This window comes from Nocardiopsis alborubida (genome assembly GCF_012396365.1).
GTDB classification, from domain to species: Bacteria; Actinomycetota; Actinomycetes; order Streptosporangiales; family Streptosporangiaceae; genus Nocardiopsis; species Nocardiopsis alborubida.
On the sequence record NZ_JAAXPG010000037.1, the window covers coordinates 1 to 16,136 of the forward strand.

Annotated in this window: 23 protein-coding genes; 16 read left to right on the forward strand and 7 right to left on the reverse strand. The window is 69.1% G+C overall.

Translation table 11 applies throughout. The annotated features are described in order from the left end of the window. Positions 1-396 precede the first annotated feature (396 nt). From HGB44_RS27705 to HGB44_RS27720, 4 genes are all read right to left on the reverse strand, one after another. A complete protein-coding gene (locus HGB44_RS27705; RefSeq protein WP_017564549.1) occupies positions 397-588 on the reverse strand; it encodes an FxLD family lanthipeptide in 192 nt (63 codons plus the stop codon). 34 nt (positions 589-622) lie between these two features. Beyond that, on the reverse strand, positions 623-1,861 hold the full coding sequence (gene fxlM / locus HGB44_RS27710) for a methyltransferase, FxLD system (protein WP_061083757.1): 1,239 nt from the start codon (positions 1,859-1,861) through the stop codon (positions 623-625). 318 nt (positions 1,862-2,179) lie between these two features. Then, positions 2,180-3,013 carry a helix-turn-helix domain-containing protein gene (locus tag HGB44_RS27715; protein WP_082768662.1) on the reverse strand — a complete coding sequence of 278 codons (834 nt, stop codon included), beginning with the start codon at positions 3,011-3,013 and terminating at the stop codon, positions 2,180-2,182. Then, positions 3,013-3,546: a DUF6879 family protein gene (locus HGB44_RS27720; RefSeq protein WP_168444180.1), complete on the reverse strand. Its 534-nt coding sequence runs from the start codon at positions 3,544-3,546 to the stop codon at positions 3,013-3,015. The genes HGB44_RS27715 and HGB44_RS27720 overlap by 1 nt, the downstream gene beginning before the upstream one ends. A 541-nt stretch (positions 3,547-4,087) precedes the next feature. On the opposite strand from HGB44_RS27720, the gene HGB44_RS27725 reads away from it, so the two are divergent. After that, positions 4,088-4,504: an NUDIX hydrolase gene (locus tag HGB44_RS27725; protein ID WP_061083062.1), complete on the forward strand. Its 417-nt coding sequence runs from the start codon at positions 4,088-4,090 to the stop codon at positions 4,502-4,504. Positions 4,505-4,582: 78 nt separating this feature from the next. On the opposite strand, the gene HGB44_RS27730 is transcribed toward HGB44_RS27725, so the two are convergent. The 3 genes from HGB44_RS27730 to HGB44_RS27740 are packed head-to-tail and all read right to left on the reverse strand — an operon-like array spanning position 4,583 to position 6,026. After that, the gene (locus HGB44_RS27730) at positions 4,583-5,008 is read right to left on the reverse strand and encodes a DUF397 domain-containing protein (RefSeq protein WP_394327828.1); all 426 of its coding nucleotides are present in this window, start codon (positions 5,006-5,008) and stop codon (positions 4,583-4,585) included. Next, positions 4,969-5,187, reverse strand: a complete 219-nt coding sequence (locus HGB44_RS27735; RefSeq protein ID WP_082768597.1) for a DUF397 domain-containing protein — start codon at positions 5,185-5,187, stop codon at positions 4,969-4,971. The genes HGB44_RS27730 and HGB44_RS27735 overlap by 40 nt, the downstream gene beginning before the upstream one ends. Next, positions 5,184-6,026, reverse strand: coding sequence for a helix-turn-helix domain-containing protein (locus HGB44_RS27740; protein ID WP_061083064.1), 843 nt, complete (start codon positions 6,024-6,026; stop codon positions 5,184-5,186). Before HGB44_RS27740 ends, HGB44_RS27735 begins: the two co-directional genes overlap by 4 nt. A 253-nt stretch (positions 6,027-6,279) precedes the next feature. On the opposite strand from HGB44_RS27740, the gene HGB44_RS27745 reads away from it, so the two are divergent. From HGB44_RS27745 to HGB44_RS27815, 15 genes are all read left to right on the forward strand, one after another. After that, positions 6,280-6,810: an ATP-binding protein gene (locus tag HGB44_RS27745; protein WP_231972627.1), complete on the forward strand. Its 531-nt coding sequence runs from the start codon at positions 6,280-6,282 to the stop codon at positions 6,808-6,810. A 10-nt stretch (positions 6,811-6,820) separates the two neighbouring features. Beyond that, positions 6,821-7,045, forward strand: coding sequence for a hypothetical protein (locus HGB44_RS27750; protein WP_061083065.1), 225 nt, complete (start codon positions 6,821-6,823; stop codon positions 7,043-7,045). Between the two features lie 130 nt (positions 7,046-7,175). Then, on the forward strand, positions 7,176-7,673 hold the full coding sequence (locus tag HGB44_RS27755) for a hypothetical protein (RefSeq protein WP_061083066.1): 498 nt from the start codon (positions 7,176-7,178) through the stop codon (positions 7,671-7,673). A 5-nt stretch (positions 7,674-7,678) separates the two neighbouring features. Continuing rightward, entirely contained in the window at positions 7,679-8,209 is a 531-nt protein-coding gene (locus tag HGB44_RS27760) for an ATP-binding protein (RefSeq protein ID WP_061083086.1), read from the forward strand. Between the two features lie 265 nt (positions 8,210-8,474). Further along, entirely contained in the window at positions 8,475-8,993 is a 519-nt protein-coding gene (locus HGB44_RS27765; RefSeq protein ID WP_061083087.1) for a hypothetical protein, read from the forward strand. After that, entirely contained in the window at positions 8,987-9,778 is a 792-nt protein-coding gene (locus HGB44_RS27770) for a hypothetical protein (protein WP_231972628.1), read from the forward strand. The genes HGB44_RS27765 and HGB44_RS27770 overlap by 7 nt, the downstream gene beginning before the upstream one ends. Before the next feature lie 43 nt (positions 9,779-9,821). Continuing rightward, positions 9,822-10,439: an SAF domain-containing protein gene (locus HGB44_RS27775; RefSeq protein WP_061083067.1), complete on the forward strand. Its 618-nt coding sequence runs from the start codon at positions 9,822-9,824 to the stop codon at positions 10,437-10,439. Between the two features lie 38 nt (positions 10,440-10,477). Next, on the forward strand, positions 10,478-11,311 hold the full coding sequence (locus HGB44_RS27780; protein ID WP_061083068.1) for a hypothetical protein: 834 nt from the start codon (positions 10,478-10,480) through the stop codon (positions 11,309-11,311). Next, entirely contained in the window at positions 11,308-12,633 is a 1,326-nt protein-coding gene (locus tag HGB44_RS27785) for a CpaF family protein (RefSeq protein ID WP_061083069.1), read from the forward strand. Before HGB44_RS27780 ends, HGB44_RS27785 begins: the two co-directional genes overlap by 4 nt. Beyond that, positions 12,630-13,475, forward strand: a complete 846-nt coding sequence (locus HGB44_RS27790; RefSeq protein WP_061083070.1) for a type II secretion system F family protein — start codon at positions 12,630-12,632, stop codon at positions 13,473-13,475. The genes HGB44_RS27785 and HGB44_RS27790 overlap by 4 nt, the downstream gene beginning before the upstream one ends. Beyond that, the gene (locus HGB44_RS27795; protein WP_061083071.1) at positions 13,472-14,413 is read left to right on the forward strand and encodes a type II secretion system F family protein; all 942 of its coding nucleotides are present in this window, start codon (positions 13,472-13,474) and stop codon (positions 14,411-14,413) included. The genes HGB44_RS27790 and HGB44_RS27795 overlap by 4 nt, the downstream gene beginning before the upstream one ends. 133 nt (positions 14,414-14,546) lie before the next feature. Then, a complete protein-coding gene (locus tag HGB44_RS27800; RefSeq protein WP_061083072.1) occupies positions 14,547-14,750 on the forward strand; it encodes a hypothetical protein in 204 nt (67 codons plus the stop codon). A gap of 113 nt (positions 14,751-14,863) precedes the next feature. Then, positions 14,864-15,205 carry a TadE family protein gene (locus HGB44_RS27805; RefSeq protein ID WP_267909146.1) on the forward strand — a complete coding sequence of 114 codons (342 nt, stop codon included), beginning with the start codon at positions 14,864-14,866 and terminating at the stop codon, positions 15,203-15,205. After that, complete coding sequence (locus tag HGB44_RS32185) at positions 15,202-15,714, forward strand: TadE/TadG family type IV pilus assembly protein (protein WP_231972629.1); 513 nt, start codon at positions 15,202-15,204, stop codon at positions 15,712-15,714. Before HGB44_RS27805 ends, HGB44_RS32185 begins: the two co-directional genes overlap by 4 nt. Continuing rightward, a complete protein-coding gene (locus HGB44_RS27815) occupies positions 15,714-16,127 on the forward strand; it encodes a hypothetical protein (RefSeq protein WP_061083075.1) in 414 nt (137 codons plus the stop codon). Before HGB44_RS32185 ends, HGB44_RS27815 begins: the two co-directional genes overlap by 1 nt. Positions 16,128-16,136: the final 9 nt, after the last annotated feature.

Below are 16,136 nucleotides of genomic sequence, written 5' to 3' on the forward strand. Positions count from 1 at the left end.
CGTCTGCACGGCGAGATCGGTCTGGTCCCGCCAGCGGAGTTCGAGGACGGCTTCTACCGGCAGCAGGCCGGGGCAACAGAAGGCGAAGCGTTGGTTCCGAGCCTCCAATAAACCCGGCACGAGACACTCAGGGCGTTGCGGACCTGCGGGCTCTCCCACAGAGCCGACAACCACTTCTGCCCGGACACAGGATCTTCCGTGCTTGCTGGAGGGTGGGGGACAGACAGGTTCCCGGGGGCGGTGCCGGCGCGCAGGAGTGCCGCTCCTGGCCACCGATACCCCACGGTAGGGGGCTTGGGCACGGTGCCTTCTTCCGTACACACACGACAGGGGAAAGGAGCGGGTGCGTCAGGAGCCGGGTGAGCAGCCACCCAACGCACCCGTGAAGAGGAGGGGTCAGAAGGGGTCGCCGACGTAGGAGTTGCAGGCGGAAGCGGTTCCGGCACAGGTGTTCCCGCAGCCGTCACCGGTGTTGCACTGCAGCTTGCCGACGGGGTGGGCGGCCACGACGACGCGCACGTCCAGAGCGAAGTCGTCCTCGACCGGCCGCTCGGCCAGGGCGGTGCCGCCGTTGGTGGAACCCATCATGTGGATCACTCTCCTTGTTCTCGTAGGGGTTGACCTAGCCCTGTGCGGTGTTCGCCGAGGGCCAGGAGAACGTGATGCGGGTGTGCCGCTTGGTGATGACGTGCTCGCCGGGGAGCTCCTCGTCGGGAGTGGACGCGGGGTAGGCATCGATACGCGGCCCCGGGCCGCCGCGCTGCTCGTGCCCCCATGCCTGTACGTGTTCGGCCACCGTCTTGGCGAATGCCTCGCCCTCGGACCCGAAGGCGTGGACCCCGTACTCGACGTCGCCGGTGGAGGTGCGACGGGTGACGAGGTAGGCGAAGTTGCCGCTCTGGACGGCGGCCATGGAGAAGCGCGGGTTGTTGGGGGAGACCAGACCGGTGTCCAGGTCCGGATCCACGGCCATGGTGCAAAACCCCGCCAGCGTCGTGGCCAGGTACAGCTGCAGGGTGCCGATCAGTTCCTGTGGAGCGACCGTCACCCCGGTCCAGGTCTCCACCCGCGGGGTGTGCACCGCGTTGTCCAGCAGGTGAGCGTCGGTCGGAGCCTCGTCGTCGAACCGCAGTCCGATCTCCTCGGTTCCGTTGACCAGTAGCAGTGTCTCGGCGTGCCCACCGATCCCCTGTATGGGCACGAACCCGCACACCCGGGGGTCGGATCCCGCCAGATGGTTGTCCGCCTTGGTGAAGGCGATGGACCGGGTCAGGTTGCGCATGCGCAGCGGCACCACCAACCGGCCGCCTTCGGCCAGGTTGGCCACCCATCCGGGCGGGATGTCCCAGGCGCCCACGGTGACGATGATCCGGTCGTAAGGGCCGTGCTCGGGAACCCCGTCCTCGGCGTCGGCGCACACCACCCGCACCTGGGAGTAACCGGTCTCAGCCAGGAAGCGCTGGGCCCGCTCGGTGACCTCCGCATCGATATCGACCGTGGTCACCTGACCGGTCGGGCCGACGATCTCGGCGATCAGGGCGGCGTTGTAGCCACCCGAACCGATCTCCAGCACCCGGTGGCCCGGTTCCAGTTCGGCCTGCTCCAGCATCATCGCCTGGATCTGTGGCGCCGACACCGAACTCAACGAGACCCCGTGCTCGTCCCTCTTGGTGATCACCGCGTCGTAGGGGGCGTAGACCTCCTCCAGCGCAGCCTCGGGGGCGAACCGTTCGCGCGGTACGGTCCGCATCGCCTTCTGTACCACCGCACTGGTGAGGAAACCGTCCTGGACGAGTTGGTCCACCACTGCGGCTCGTAGCTCGTCGGCGGTAGGTGTCTGGGCAGTGGCGTGGTCGCTCATCGGCACTCCGGGCGGCGTCGTAGGAACAGGCTCACCCTGGCCCTTGCGCTCTGTTTGACGTTCTCGATCATGTCCCCTCGTTCCTCGGTTGTGTGTTCGCGGCGAAAGACAGGCACGCGGAGCCCGGCCCCTCTCGGGAGGTGAAGGATGCCTGTTTCGACCACGTTTGCGGCATCAGTTTTTCTTTCGTCATGGCCGCGAACCGATCCAGATCATATACACGCCCCGATAGGGAAACCACGAGTTTCCCGTCATGGAATAAAATCATTCAGCAGGTATGGTGGCCGAGCGGCCGAGGTATGGTTCCCAGGCAATAAGTCACTCGCGAAAGTCCTCTGCAGCCTGACGCAGGAAACCTCGCGCCTGAGTGCCGAAGAGGGCGTTCTCTTCGAACAGGCGGAAAGTCTCGACGTAGAGGGCCACATCCTGAGCGGAGCGGATGAGCAGCGCTCCGGTGAATGTCTCGACAGTGGCCAGGGTCTGGTCGTAGACGGTGAACGTGGACAGTGGACCTTCAGGCACCGTGGCTCGGTCCAGCGGAAGCACACCGATCCTGACGTTGGACAGTTCCGAAAGCGCCGCGATCCGTTCGAGCTGCACTGACATCTCTCCCGGACGGCAGAGGGGCCATCTGAGAGCCTGCTCGGTCAGAAGGAAGGTGAAATCCTTGCTCGTGTCATACAGGATGGACTGGCGTTCGAAGCGCCTCATCAGAGCACGTGTGTGGTCCCCGGGCAGGCTCGCCAGACTCGCTCTGGCGTACTCCGGTGTCTGAAGCAACCCCGTGATCATGGCCGGGAGGAAATAACGGAAGGTAGATGAGGTCGCTTCGAGCGTGGCGAGTTCCGCCTGTTTGTGGTGCAGGCCTCGACGCAGCGATGCACGCCAGTTCTGGTACTCCGTGTTGGCGACTCGCGCAAGAGAGGATATCGCCTCTTTTTCCTTCGGTGTCGCCTGGACTGCACGGAGAATCCGTTCGACATCGACCGAAGAGGGGACGAGCTTTCCGGTCTCGATCTTCGAGATCTTACTCTGGCTCATTCCGACTCTGGCAGCGAGACGCTCACCGGTGAATCCGGCTCTTTTGCGCACGCGACGAAGCGCCTCGGACAGTTCTCCGCGGCGCCCGTCGATGCTCTCTGGTTCCAGCACTAGGTGTTCAGTCGTGCCCTGTAATGCTCGTAGGGAGTCCCCAGCCGAAGCGCGGTGTCCTTGCGGGAGATGTACTCCGAGACGTCCACGTCTTCGAGGAGGATTCGGTCGATCTGCGTTCCGTCGTCCTCGTACCGCATGAGGACGACATGCGTGTCATCGAAGAGCCAGAAGTCCTCATGCGTAGCGAACGGCAGATCCGAAGGCGTCTCCGTCTCGATGATCCGCACATCCTCGCCCGCCACGATGTTGAAGTCGTACCCCCACTCCATCTCGTAGCGCAGGTAGTCCGACAGCGGCTGTGTCACCACGTGAACGCGCTCCACGCGGCGTCCGGATGTCGTGAACCTTCGGACTCTGTGCAGCCATGGGGAGTCCGTCAGCTCCTCGTCCGGGCGTGGCTCGCCAGCCAGGAAGCGTTTGAACTCCTCGTCCTCGGAGGTGACCCCATAGACCGGCAGGGTCTCCAACCGGAACGCGTAGTCACTGAAGGCGTCGAAGAACTCGCGCCAGGCGTCACCTTCCAAGCGCACGGGTGGCCTCCTCCCACACAGTTCGGGGGATCTCCACGAGGGCCTCTCCCTCGGGGCTGGTCACACTCGTCACCAGATCGCCCTGGACGACGATCGAGTTCCTGTCGGTGGTGAACCACCTTGGGGCAGTCGTCGCCCTTGCAGTCACCGGCGATCTGGACCATGTCCACGGTCGTACCTCCGCGGTAGGGGGTTGTGCACCGCAATCTACGCGTACAGCGCACCGGCGTCCAGGAATAATTCGAATATTCCTGATCTGGAATTTTTTTAGTGCCCTCATGTCGTTCAGGGACGATTTCTGTATCCAGCTCTTATGCCACTGATCTGCTCAAACACGACATCAGAGCTTCGACATCTGTACTATTTCGCGCACTCGTCGTGTGAGGATGGATGCGGACCAGGCAGGAGCCGGGTGGCTGGTCCGCCTGCAACGTAGATTGCGGTACGGTAACGCGCTGCGTTTTCGCGGGTCGTTTGCTCCCGAGCTCCGCGCACGCGGAGGTGAACCGAGCCCGTACCCCCGTCGAAAGTGAGTCCTCCCGTGTCCGGCACCCCCTATGTTCCGCGTGCGTTCCCCGTCTCAGTCAAGGGCGTTGTCGTCCGTGACGGGCGTGTGCTGCTGCTGCGTAATGAGCGCGATGAGTGGGAGCTTCCCGGAGGCAAGATCGAGCTGGAGGAGACCCCGGAGGAGTGCCTGGCCCGGGAGATCGAGGAGGAGACGGGCTGGCCGGTCACCGTGGCACAGATCCTCGATTCGTGGATGTACCACATCACCCAGGTCGACAAGCACGTCTTCATCGTCACCTACGGCTGCCGTGTGGACTCGGACGCCCCGGTCGTGGTCTCCAGCGAGCACAAGGAAGCCGGTCTGTTCACCGAGGACGAGGTCCCCCACCTGACGATGCCGGAGGGGTACAAGCGGTCGGTCCTCGCCTGGTTCGCGCAGCTGCGAACGTGATCGCCACGCCCTCCGTCCGCTGGCTCTGGCTGCTGTCCGAGGCGCGCCAAGCCTTGGAGACGCGGCAGCTGCCGCCGTCTATGCGGAGACGAGGGTGCCGCGCGGGTGCTCGCCCTTCAGCTCACCGGCCAGGGCGCCTGCGTGGAAGGCGTCCCATTCGGCCTTGGTGTAGCTCAGGGTGGGGGAGCCGGGGATTCCGGTGTCGGTGAGGGTGAAGCCGCCGTCGGGGAGGAACGCTGCGCGCAGGCGTCTGAAGATGGTTCTGCCGCTCACGACCTGGTCGAGGAAGTACTCCCAGTCGGCGTGGGGGATGGTGAGCGTAGGACCGCCAGGGTTCTTGGTGTCACCGATCTCGATCACGCCCACATACGGGACCCGGACCTGGACACACCCTTGAGGGTTGGTGCTGAGACTCGACTTCACCCATGCCGTAGGCAGAACCTGATCTTCCTGGGAGGGGCGACTCACTTCAGCGCCTTGAGGGTGTTGAGGAGCCCGAACCACTCGGGGGTGGTGAAGGCGAGGTGGCCGAGCTCGCGGTTCTGGGTGTCGCGCACAGCCGTTGCACCGGGAAGGTCCGCGACCTCGACGCACTGGGGGCCGTCAGGGTTGCTGTGGCTGGACTTGCGCCACCGTGCGGTGTTCATGTCCATGCGGGACCTCGTCTCCGGTTCGCGCTTCATGCGCTCAAGTGTTCCAGAAAGGCGGTGGAGTCCGGAACGGAGAGCGCGCTGCCCTGGGTACGACTGAACACCAGCCTATGGCGGTTGATCTCGGCCTCGGATTCCAGGTAGAAACCGTCACCGCGTGATTCGAGGAAGACCACGCTGTCCGCGTTGTTGCCATCGCTGAAGCTCAGGATGGTGAAGGGAAGGCCGCCCGCGGCATGTGCCCCGGAAGAGAAAGGGAGCACCTGGATCTCCACATTGGGGCGCTGGCCGACGTCCAGCAGGTGGCGGGTCTGTTCACGCATCACCTCGGGCCCGCCGATCTGACGCCGCAGGGCAGCTTCGTCGATGACGACGAAGATCAATGGAGGCTCCTGGCGTTCCAGGATGTTGCGCTGTCGTTCGAGCCTGCTCTTCAACCTCTGCTCGGCCTGGTCGCTGGTGTTTCCGACGGCGGAGGCCAACAGAGCGGAGATGTAGGCGGGGGTCTGTAGTAGGCCGGGTACCAGGCCGATGTTGAACTCCTGGATCATCGTGGCCTCTGCTTCCAGACCGACGAAGGCGCCGGGGAGGACGTCCTCGTACTGGAGCCACCAGGGTTTGTGGGTCCGCGAATCCCGTGCGATCTGGATGAGCTCCTCCGCGACATCGCTCGGCGCGCTGTAGAGCTGGCACAACGCCATGATGTCTCCCGCCTTCAGGCGCTGGAAGCTGCCGGCTTCCAGGCGTTGGATCTTGGCGCGGCTCCAGCCCAGGTTCTTCCAGACCTCGTCCTGTGTCAGCTTCGCCGCGTTGCGCAGGCGTCGGAGTTGGATGGCCAGGTAACGCCGTCGGACAGGCACGCCGGTTGCCATGGGTTTCTCCTCTGCTGTGACTGCTGACACCTGGCTGACAGTCTTCCAGGTCTGAAGTGAACTATTGCGACTTTGATGCAGATACTAGACGCTGCCCTTGTCAAATGAGGCGGCCTCATTTAGCTTGTGTTGCATTGAGCCTACACATCGCTGGACAGCGGCGTAGGAGCCTCCACCTGTGGGGACGCCGTGTGCTCTCGTCAGCGTCTCTCTTCGCTCACCCCATGCACTTCTGACACTTGGAGGAAGCACGATGGATGGTTTTGGCGTACCGCGGCCGAGGCGGGCGGTGGAGGGAGAACCGAACGGGGGTGGACTGCCGCGTCGAGGGAGGGGCGGCACCGGGGTTCGCACGGCGTTCTTCGGGTCGGAGGTGACCCAGGCGCCGCAGATCCGTAGCTGGTGTCAGCGGGGCGCGCGGGTTCAGGCGCACCTGGCCTTTCCCTTGGTGCTGGTGGTCAGTGAACTGGTCACCAACGCCTGGACGCACACTGCCTCCGGCGCTCCTGGTGGCCGGGTGAAGGTTCAGATGCAGCACTTGTCCGGCCGACTCGTCCGTATCGCGGTCACCGACGACGGACCGCGCCCGGGGCAGACCGTCTGCCTTCCGCGCTTGTCACCGGAGGTCGACGCTCTGGCGGTGTGCGGGCGGGGTCTTCGCCTCGTGGACCGTCTGTCCGTGGAATGGGGCTGGAACGGCGAGCCCGGTACGCCCCTGACGGTGTGGGCGCACATCGACCCCTACGCGCCCGTCCCTGAGCTCGACGACGCCGTCGCGGCCTGAGCAGCCCGGAATGGCGTGGGAACGAAGCCAGGACGCCACCCAATACGAGGCCGCCCGCCTGCTGGAACAACTCCACCAACGCTGGTGGTGGGTGCTGTGGGGACCGGCTTCGCGCCGCTTCTTCGCCTTCCACCTCGGCCCGCATCGTGTTCCGCCGCTGAGCGCGACCACACCGCAACTGCTGGACGCGGCCATCCGCGCCACCGAGCGCGAACTTCGATCCCTTCGACCGTGAGCGGGAAGCGCAGCCCTACCCGGGGCCAATGACACCCGCCCACACAACAGAAAACAAGGTGCCCCGACCGGTGCGTAGGACCACCGGACCGGGGCGCGATCAACCACCTGAACACACCAGGAGGAAGACCGTGGAACACCCTATCGGCAGGCACCGCAGGCCCCGCCAGAGTCTGGCCGGGCGTGTGTGGGCGCTCACCGCCGCCGTACTGGCCATCGCCTTGGCCTACATGTTCGTCCCCCAACACCACCGACGCCCCGGGCCGGAGCAGACCGCGATCACGCCGTCGCCCCGCCGCCGAGAACTGCCGCCCGCCCTCGTACCCGCTGAGCGACGCCCTGTCCAGGAGCTGACGGGCTTCCCCAGCGACCAGGTGCGGAGCACGAGGACGGTCCCGACCTCCTCGCGTGGGCAGAGCGACCGCCACACACAGGCACCCCGACCTCGTCCCGGAAACGAGGCTTCTCCCTCGCTCGATTCAGACGCGGGCACGCTGGTTCGCCCCTACATGCCGCCGTTCCCGCGAATCCCGGTCGGTGACCTGCTGGCCGAGCCCGTCGGGGAACGGACCGACGACCTCAGCGACCTGGCCGCTGTCATCCGCGTCTACCTCGACAGGGTCGGGTGAGCACCATGACGAGGACGCTCACTCCTGTCCCGGTTCCGGCTTCGGAACCGCTTCCGTCCCCGCCCCGGCGGGCGTCGACCTGGTGGGAACACCGTGTCTACCCCTCGGACCTGGCACAGGCCCGTCAGGTCCGCGCCGACCTGCGCGCGGACCTGGCAGGGTTCGAGCCCGACCTGGTGGACACCGTGCTGCTGTGCGCGGCTGAGCTGGCCGCCAACGCCGTCAAGTACGCACCCGAGGGCCAAGAGTTCCTGCGGGCCCTCGCCCTCCTGGACGAGCGAACGCTGTGGCTGGCCGTGGTGGACGAAGGAGGCGGCATCAGCCTTCCTCGTATCCCGGACGGCCGGTCGGACGACGAGTGGTCGTGGGCCGAGGGGCAGCGCGGCCTGATGCTCGTCGACTCCCTTGCTCAGGCATGGGGTCACTACCCGGTAGGTCCTGGCAACGCTCGTCTGGGTCTCGGGGTCTGGGCGACCTTCCCGGTGCCACCCGACGAACGCCCCTCCGGGCTTCCGGGGTTCGTCATGAACCGCTGACTGGGCTCTGATCCTGGATCGCCGTGGGCGGCGCCTGTCACGGGCGCCGCCCACCGTCATGTCTGGAAGCCGTTCTGCTGGTGTCGCTGGCCGCAGGAAGAGTGTTTCCGCAGGTAGGCGAGTTGGACATCGAAGAGGCGTGAGCTTACCGACAGTTTTTCTCTGATGGGTCGTCCGAAACCACTTGTGCGCAGGCCAGACGAGCGGCTACCTTCATCTCTGTCACGGAGAGTGACAGAAAAATCACTCCGGGGAGCCCTCTGTGGTGCGTGGATTCCTGCTGTTCCTGTCGAGCGCGATGCTTCTCACCGGGTGTACGGCCAAAGCGGACGAGGCAGTCGAACCAGTCGTTCAATCCGCAACCATGCCACCTGAAACGGAAGCCCCGGAGAAGTCCCCGGAAGAAGAGGCCGTCGACACCTATCTGCGGTTCTGGGACGCGATCGTTCTCGCTTCTGCGGAAATGGACCCGAACCATCCGGACCTGGAGAAGTACGCCGTCGACCAGGCGCTCGAACTGGCACAGCAAGGTGTTCAGGGAGTCGCTGACGCTGGTGAAGGCATGGAGGGCGAGCCGGTTCCGGCTCCTGAGGTGGTCTCCGCGGAGCCTGATGGTGAACCGAGGTCGATCGTGATCAGGGACTGTCAGGGAGCCGGTGACTGGAAGGTCGTCGGAGAGGCCGAGCCAAGGTCCGACAACGTACGCGTGGACGCCAGGGTGAACCGCGACGTTTTCTCCTGGCGGGTGGTCCAGCTACAGGTGTGGGGAGACGACTCGTGCTGATTCCGACGACGATCCTCGCCGCTGCCGTCCTTCCTGCCGTGACCGTCGTGTCCCCGATGCTTCCTCCGCCGAGCGAGATCGACTTCAAAGGCAACGCCTCCTGCGAAGCATCTGGCTGCTCCGCCTTCGCTGAATCCGGGCAGCACAGCGGCGGCTCGTCGGGCGGCGCGCCCCGACCCGACGACGGGGGGACAGCCACGCTCTCCGCCGAGGACCCGTGCGTGGAGATGGACCGGGCGGAACCGGGCTGGACCTGCGTCGCCTCGACCAGGTCCGGCCCGGGCGGCGGCGGGGAAACCGTCAGCCCGCGCGAGGCCGCCGAACAGGCACGGGCCTCCATGAGCCTGCCCGCGCCCACCCTGGCCTCCTCACCCGCCGAGGACTCGGTCGTGCACTTCCCGGTATGGCTGTGGGTGGACGGCGCCGACTGGGAACCGGTCAGCGCGACCGCCTCCGTCTCCGCGGGCTCGGTCACCGTGACGGCCGTGCCGCAGCAGCTCCGCTGGGACATGGGCGACGGAACGGTCCTCTACTGCGACGGACCCGGTACCGCCTTCGACCCCGCGCGCCACGACGCCGAGACGCCCTCACCCGACTGCGGCCACGCCTACACCCGCACGTCCCGCAACCAGCCCGACAACCGCTTCCCGGTCGCCGCCACGGTGTCCTGGACGGTGGAGTGGACCACCAGCGCGGGCGGCGGAGGCACCCTCGACCCGTTGACGACCAGCGCATCCGACAGCGTCCGCGTGCGCGAGGTCCACGCGCTGGTCACCGACGGCTGAGCACAGCAGGGACCTCGACGTACCAGGGACGGGAGCACAGGGCGTGACGACGTTGACCAAACCCCACTCAGGCGACCGGAAGACCGGGAAGCCCCGGCTGTCCGCCGTCCGCCGCCGCGGCTGGAAGCGGCCCTTCGCCGGGATCGCCGCCATGGTCCTGGGCGGCGTCATCGCCGCCTGGGCCGCCACCCGGGAGGAGGAGCCCGCGACGGTCCTGGTCGCGGTCAATGATGTGGAGGCCGGTGAGGGCCTCGACATCGCCGACCTACGGGTCGTGTCCGCGTTCGGTGTGGAGGAGTTGGACCTGGTCACGGTCCCCGAGGCCCTGCGCGGTCGGGCGGCGGCACCGATCTCGGCCGGAACCGTGCTCACCGGCCCGATGATCGCCGACACCTCCGCCTGGCCCGCGCCGGGACAGGCGGTGGTCGCAGTGGAGACCACTCCGGGGATGCTCCCGGATTCCGCGGGCAAGGACGCGCTGCTGCTGGTGGTCGCCGAGGAGGGCGACCCCTTCCCCGCTCGCCTGCACTCGCTGGGGGACGAGGAGGCCTCGGCGGACGCGCGGGTCGTGGAGCTGTTGGTGGTGGACGAGGACGCGGCCGGGGCGGCCCGTGCCGTGGACGCGCCGGGCACGCGCCTGGTGCTCATGGCCGAGCCGTAGGCCGTAGGACGACAGAGCAAGAACGAAAGGGGGAGAGCATGATCATCGCGGTGTGTTCGTTCTCGGGAGCTCCTGGGGTCACGACCCTGGCGACCGCCCTGGCGGCGGTGTGGCCCACGGGTCCGCTCACTGTTCCGGTACTGGTGGAGGCCGACGCCAGCGGCGGAGACCTGGCCGTGTGGCACCGGCTTGTCGGCCGACCCGGGCTGGTCTCGCTCGCGGCGTCGGTCCGGGCCGCCTCCGACCCGAACCCGGACGGGGAGCAGGGGACGCGGCGCGCCCTGCTGGCGCACGCCGCCGAACTCCCCGGAGGGCTGCGGGCCCTGGCCGCGCCGACCACGGCGCACGAGGCCTCCGCCGTGGTGACCGCGCTCGCGCACCGGGCCCGCGTCCTGCGGGGCGGGCTGACCGTCCTGGACCTGGGCCGGGTGGCCCCGGGGACCGCGGGCGCGCACCTGCTCACCCTGTCCGACGCCGTGGTGCTGACCGTCGCGGGCGACGACGCCGCGCAGATCCACCGCGTCTCGCGCTGCCGCGACGTCCTGGAATCCTTGTCGGGCAAGGGCGCCGCGGTCGGTCTGGCGGTGCACGGCTCCCGCTTCTCCAGCGGCGAGATCACCGCCCAGACCGGCTGCCGGGTGTGGGCCCGGCTGCCGCACGACCCGACCGGCGCGGCGTTCCTGCGCGGAGAGGACTCCCGCCCGCGGGGCTTGCGAGAGCGGATGGCCGCCTGGTCGCACACCCGCCACAACCCCGACGGCGTCGAGTGGATGCCGCTGCTGGCCGCCGCCCGCGGCCTGGCCGAACAGGTCGACGACGTGGTGGACGCCGCCGCGACCCTGCGCCGCTTCGAGGAGGCGTTCGCCGCGTGAGCACCTCCGACGCCTCCCGCTTGGCCGCCCCGAGCAGTCACCGCGTCGCACCGCACCTGGCCGAGACCGCCGACCGGCTGGCCGACCGCGTCACCGACACCCTGGTCCGACAGGAATCGGACGCCCCGACGCGCGGCGGCGACCGCAGCCGGCGCGAACGCGCGGACGCGGTGCTCGCGGCCCTGCTGGAGGAGTACGCCTGCCGCGCCCTCACCGGATCCGCCCGCGCGTTGACCGGCCCCGAGGAGGAATGGGTCCGCGCACGCGCCCTGGCCCAGGTCTGCGGACTCGGTCCCCTCGAACTCCTGCTCGCCGAACCCGGCGTGCGCGACATCCACATCAACGGCACCCGCGTCTGGGTCGACCTCGGCGACGGCCGCCGAGAGGAACGCGCGCCCGTCACCTCCACCGACGAGGAACTCGTCGCCCTGGTCCGGCGCCTGGCGGGACAGTCCCCCGGCGGAGAACGGCGCTTCGACGCCTCCGCGCCCCTGCTGAGCATGGAGCTGACCGGCGGCGCCCGCCTCTCCGCCGTCATGGGTGTCTCCCGGCGCCCGGCTGTCACCATCCGCCGCCACCCCGAACGCGAACTCACCCTGGCCGACCTCACCGCCTCGGGCATGCTCACCCGCCCCGTGCGCTCCCTGCTCACCGCGGCCGTGCGCGCCCGGCTCAACCTCGTCATCGGCGGCGCCACTGGATCGGGCAAGACCACGCTGCTGCGCGCCCTGGCCCGCCACATCCCGCCCGCCGAACGCGTCATCACCGTCGAGGCCGCCTTCGAACTCAGGCTGGACGCCGACGAGGACCTCAACTGCCTCGCCCTCCAAGGCAGGCCGCCCAACACCGAGGGAGCCGGGGAGATCACCCTGGCCGACCTGGTCCGCCACGCGCTGCGCATGTCCCCGGACCGGGTCATCGTCGGCGAGACCCGCGGACAGGAGACCGTCGCGCTCCTGCACGCCATGACCATGGGCACCGACGGTTCCATGGCCACCGTGCACGCCTCCTCCTCGGAGCAGATCCTCACCAAACTCGCCACCTACGCCAACCAGGCCAGCGAACGCCTGACCCTGGAGGAGAGCGGCGTCCTCATCTCCTCCGCCGTCCACCTGGCCGTGCACATCGACACCGACGAGCACGGCGGCGGACGTGTCAGCAGCATCCGCGAGATCGTCGGCGTCGACGGGCCCCGGGTGGTCACCAACGAGGTCTACGCCCGCGAACACGGCGGGTTCACCACCCCGCTGAGCCCGCAGTACACCCGCGAGCTCGTCCGCGTCGGCTTCGACCCGGCCAGCCTGTTCGAGGACGCGGGGTGACCACCGTCCTGGCCGCCAGCCTGGGCGGCGCCGCGGTCGGCTTGGGCCTGGTACTGCTCTGGCCCGTGCTCGCGGCGGCCCCCAGGCTCCTGCGCCCGCGGGTCAGCGTGCGCCGCGACGCCGTGTTCAGGGCGGCCGCCACCCTCGGCGCGGGCATGCTCGCCTGGGGCATCACCGGCTGGCCCGTCGCCGCCGCCCTGGCCGCCGCTGCCGCCTGGTGGCTGCCCGCCGTTCTGGGACCCGACCGGACCACCGCCGCCGAGATCGCCCGCATCGAGGCCGTCGCGGGCTGGACCGAACAACTGCGCGACCTCATCAGCGCCTCCTCCGGGCTCCGACAGGCCATCTGGACCTCCTGCGCCATCGCCCCCGAGGCCGTGCGCGGTGACGTGCAGGGACTGGCCGCGGACCTGACCGCGGGCAACGACCTGGAGGACGCGCTCACCGCCTTCGCCCACCGCGTCGACAACGAGACCGCCGACCTGGTGGCCGCCGCGCTGTCCATGGCAGCCCACCGGCACGCCGCCGACCTGGGCACCCTCCTGGGAAGCCTGGCCGAGGCAGCGCGCGACCGCGCGTCCATGCTCGTGCGCACCTCCACCTCCCGGGCACGCACCCGCACCTCCGTCCGCATCATCACCACCGCCTCCCTCGCCATGGTCATCGGCATGGCCGCCCTCAACGGCCCCTACTTCGCTCCGCTCGGCTCGACCACCGGCCAACTCGTGCTCGCACTGGTCGGAACCGTGTGGGCGGGAGCGCTGTGGTGGCTGACGCGCCTGTCAGAGCCGCCGCGCACCGAACGCGTGCTGTCAGCCCACGAGCAGGAGGAGCGCATATGAGCGTGTTCGCGGCGGCCCTGGGCGGGGCCGCGGTGGGAGCCGGACTGTGGTGGACGGCGCGGGTGCTGAGCCGCCCCGGCCTGGCCGACCTCCTTCCACCGCCGGACCTGGAACCGGAAGGGGGCCAGAGGCGGGAAGGGGAACGCGCATGGGGGCGGGCGGGGGAGAGAAAGAAGGCAGGGATTGCCGGGGCCGTGGGCACCGCCGCGAGCCTGGCGCGGGCCGGCGGGGGAGTACTGGCCCGGTTCGGCTGGCCAGGTCCCCGAACCCGGCGCGACCTGGCCGTGTGCGGCATCGACACCGACCGCCACCGCGCCGAGGTGACCGTGTCCGCGTTCGCCGGAGCCACCCTGTTCCTGTTCCTGCTGGCCACCGCCGTGCCGCCCGCGTCACCGATGCCGCTTCCCGCCGCGCTGGGACTCGGGGCGTCCTGCCTGGTGCTGTGCCTGGTCGCTCCCGCGCTCGTGCGCCGCCACAGGGCGGCCCGAAGCCGCGCCCGGCTGGGCGCGGCCACCTCGGTCATCGCCGACCTCGTCGGAGTCGCCCTGGCCGGAGGGTCGGGGGTCACCGGAGCACTCACCGCCGCCACCCGGCGCGGGAACGGAGCGGCCTTCGACCTGATCCGGCGCTGCCTGCACGAGGCGAACCTGCGCACCCGACCGCCCTGGGACGCCCTGTCCGACCTCGCGGAGCGGACCGGCGTGCGCGAACTGGACGAACTCGCCTCCTCCATCCGCATCGCCGGGACCGACGGCGCCCGGGTGCGCGCCTCGGTCCGCGCCAAGGCCGCCGCCCTGCGCACCCACCGCCTCGCCGCCCTGGAAGCGCAGGCCCACGAGGCCACCGAGCGGATGACCCTGCCGGTCATGCTGCTGGTGCTCGGCTTTCTGCTGCTCATGGGCTACCCCGCCGCCACGCACGTGACCAGCGGGTTCTGACCAAAGATCCCGGCATTCGAGACGCGTCAGCCGTTCGCTGTCCACTGTCAGCGGGCGCCGGTCACCGACCACCGCACGCCAGCCGCTCACCACCGGCTGACAGACACCGGCCACCGAGAAAAGGGGCAACCACATGCGCCAGGCCCTGCGCCGCACCTTCACCGCACTCGTCCTCGGCAGGCGCCGTCACGGCAGCGCCGCGGACCGGGGATCGACCACCACGGAGTACGTGCTCATGCTCGTCGTCGCCATCGGTATCGCCACGGCGGTCGGCGGCATCCTCACCCCGAGGATCATCGAGAGCGCCCAGTCCGTCGACCTGGGCGTCACACCGTGAGGTATGGACCGAGGAGGGACGGCAAGGACGGCAGGGGCGGTCGGGAAGACCGGGATGTTCGGGAGCGCAGGGGCGCTCGGGACGGCCGGGATGACAGAGGCGGTGCGGACACCCTGTTCGTCATTCCGCTGATGTTCGTGATGCTGCTGGGCATCCTGCAATACGGGCTCTGGGCGCACGCCCACCACCGCGCCCAAGCCGTGGCCACCGAGGCGCTTGCGGCAGCACGAGCCTTCGGCGGCAGCGCCGGAGAAGGACGATCGCGGGGACACGCCCTGGCCGAGGACCTGGGCGGCACCGTCCTGCGGGACGTCCGCGTCCGGGTGGAGCGGGGTGACGCCACCACCAGCACCAGGGTGGACGGCACCGCGATCAGCCTGGTCCCCGGATGGAACCCGTCCGTCAGCACGACCCTGTCCGGACCCACGGAGCACGTCGACGGAGCGGCCCGGTGACAGCGCCTCGTGAGCGGGTTCGGGACCGGAATCCGAGGCGGGAGCAGAACCGGGCCCGGGACCCGAAACGGGAGCGGGCCCGGGAACGAGGACTGAAGCGGGAGCGGGACCGGGGGAGTGCGTCGGTCGAACTGGTCCTCATCGTTCCCGTCGTGCTGGCCTTCCTGCTCCTGCTGGCCCTGACCGGCCGCAACTACACCACAGCGCTGGCAGCCGACGCCCTCGCCCACGCCGCCGCGCGCTCCGCTTCCCTGCACACCGACCGGAACGAAGCCCGAAACGCCGCTGAGCAGGCCGTCGCCGAGAGCGTGGGCGGCTGGGGACGCGCCTGCCAGGAACCCGCCGTGCGGCTGCGGCCGACCACGGAAGGGAATCTGCGCGCGATGCGGGCGGAGGTCGTGTGCACCGTGCACCGCGACGACCTGCGCGTTCTGGAGGTCGGCGAGCGGCGCACCGTCACCGGATCGGCCGTCTCCGTCCTGGACGTCCACCGAGAGCAGGAACCCTGATGGGCGGAGGCAGCCCGAGCGCGTTCGTCATCGCCATCGCCGCGACCCTCCTGGCCTGCCTCGGCCTGGTCCACGACGGCGCCCAGATGCTATGGGCCAAGACCCGGACCACCACCCTCGCCCACGAGGCCGCCCGGGCCGGTGCCCAGCACCTGGACGCTGACCTGCTGCGCACGGACACCCTCGCCCTCGACCGGAACGAGGCGCGCAGCGCGGCCCAGGACCACGCCCGGCTCGCGGGTGCAGGAGCGGGTGCGGGCACGAACGCGGCCGTGGGAGTGGACGTGGTTGTCAGCGCTGACGAGGTCACGGTCACCGTCACGACCGCCTACCGCCCGACTCTGCTCGTGGTGCTCGGAGAGGTCGAGATTGCCTCCCGCGCCACCGCTACCGCGCACACCCCGACCCCGTGAGACGCCGAG

What these genes read in the sequence shown, in the direction of transcription:
- HGB44_RS27705 (WP_017564549.1), bottom strand. Translation starts at nt 588, where the DNA reads ATGATGGGTTCCACCAACGGCGGCACCGCCCTGGCCGAGCGGCCGGTC.
- fxlM (WP_061083757.1), bottom strand. Translation starts at nt 1,861, where the DNA reads ATGAGCGACCACGCCACTGCCCAGACACCTACCGCCGACGAGCTACGA.
- HGB44_RS27735 (WP_082768597.1), bottom strand. Translation starts at nt 5,187, where the DNA reads ATGAAGCGCGAACCGGAGACGAGGTCCCGCATGGACATGAACACCGCA.
- HGB44_RS27740 (WP_061083064.1), bottom strand. Translation starts at nt 6,026, where the DNA reads ATGGCAACCGGCGTGCCTGTCCGACGGCGTTACCTGGCCATCCAACTC.
- HGB44_RS27745 (WP_231972627.1), top strand. Translation starts at nt 6,280, where the DNA reads ATGGATGGTTTTGGCGTACCGCGGCCGAGGCGGGCGGTGGAGGGAGAA.
- HGB44_RS27750 (WP_061083065.1), top strand. Translation starts at nt 6,821, where the DNA reads ATGGCGTGGGAACGAAGCCAGGACGCCACCCAATACGAGGCCGCCCGC.
- HGB44_RS27760 (WP_061083086.1), top strand. Translation starts at nt 7,679, where the DNA reads ATGACGAGGACGCTCACTCCTGTCCCGGTTCCGGCTTCGGAACCGCTT.
- HGB44_RS27780 (WP_061083068.1), top strand. Translation starts at nt 10,478, where the DNA reads ATGATCATCGCGGTGTGTTCGTTCTCGGGAGCTCCTGGGGTCACGACC.
- HGB44_RS27795 (WP_061083071.1), top strand. Translation starts at nt 13,472, where the DNA reads ATGAGCGTGTTCGCGGCGGCCCTGGGCGGGGCCGCGGTGGGAGCCGGA.
- HGB44_RS27800 (WP_061083072.1), top strand. Translation starts at nt 14,547, where the DNA reads ATGCGCCAGGCCCTGCGCCGCACCTTCACCGCACTCGTCCTCGGCAGG.
- HGB44_RS27815 (WP_061083075.1), top strand. Translation starts at nt 15,714, where the DNA reads ATGGGCGGAGGCAGCCCGAGCGCGTTCGTCATCGCCATCGCCGCGACC.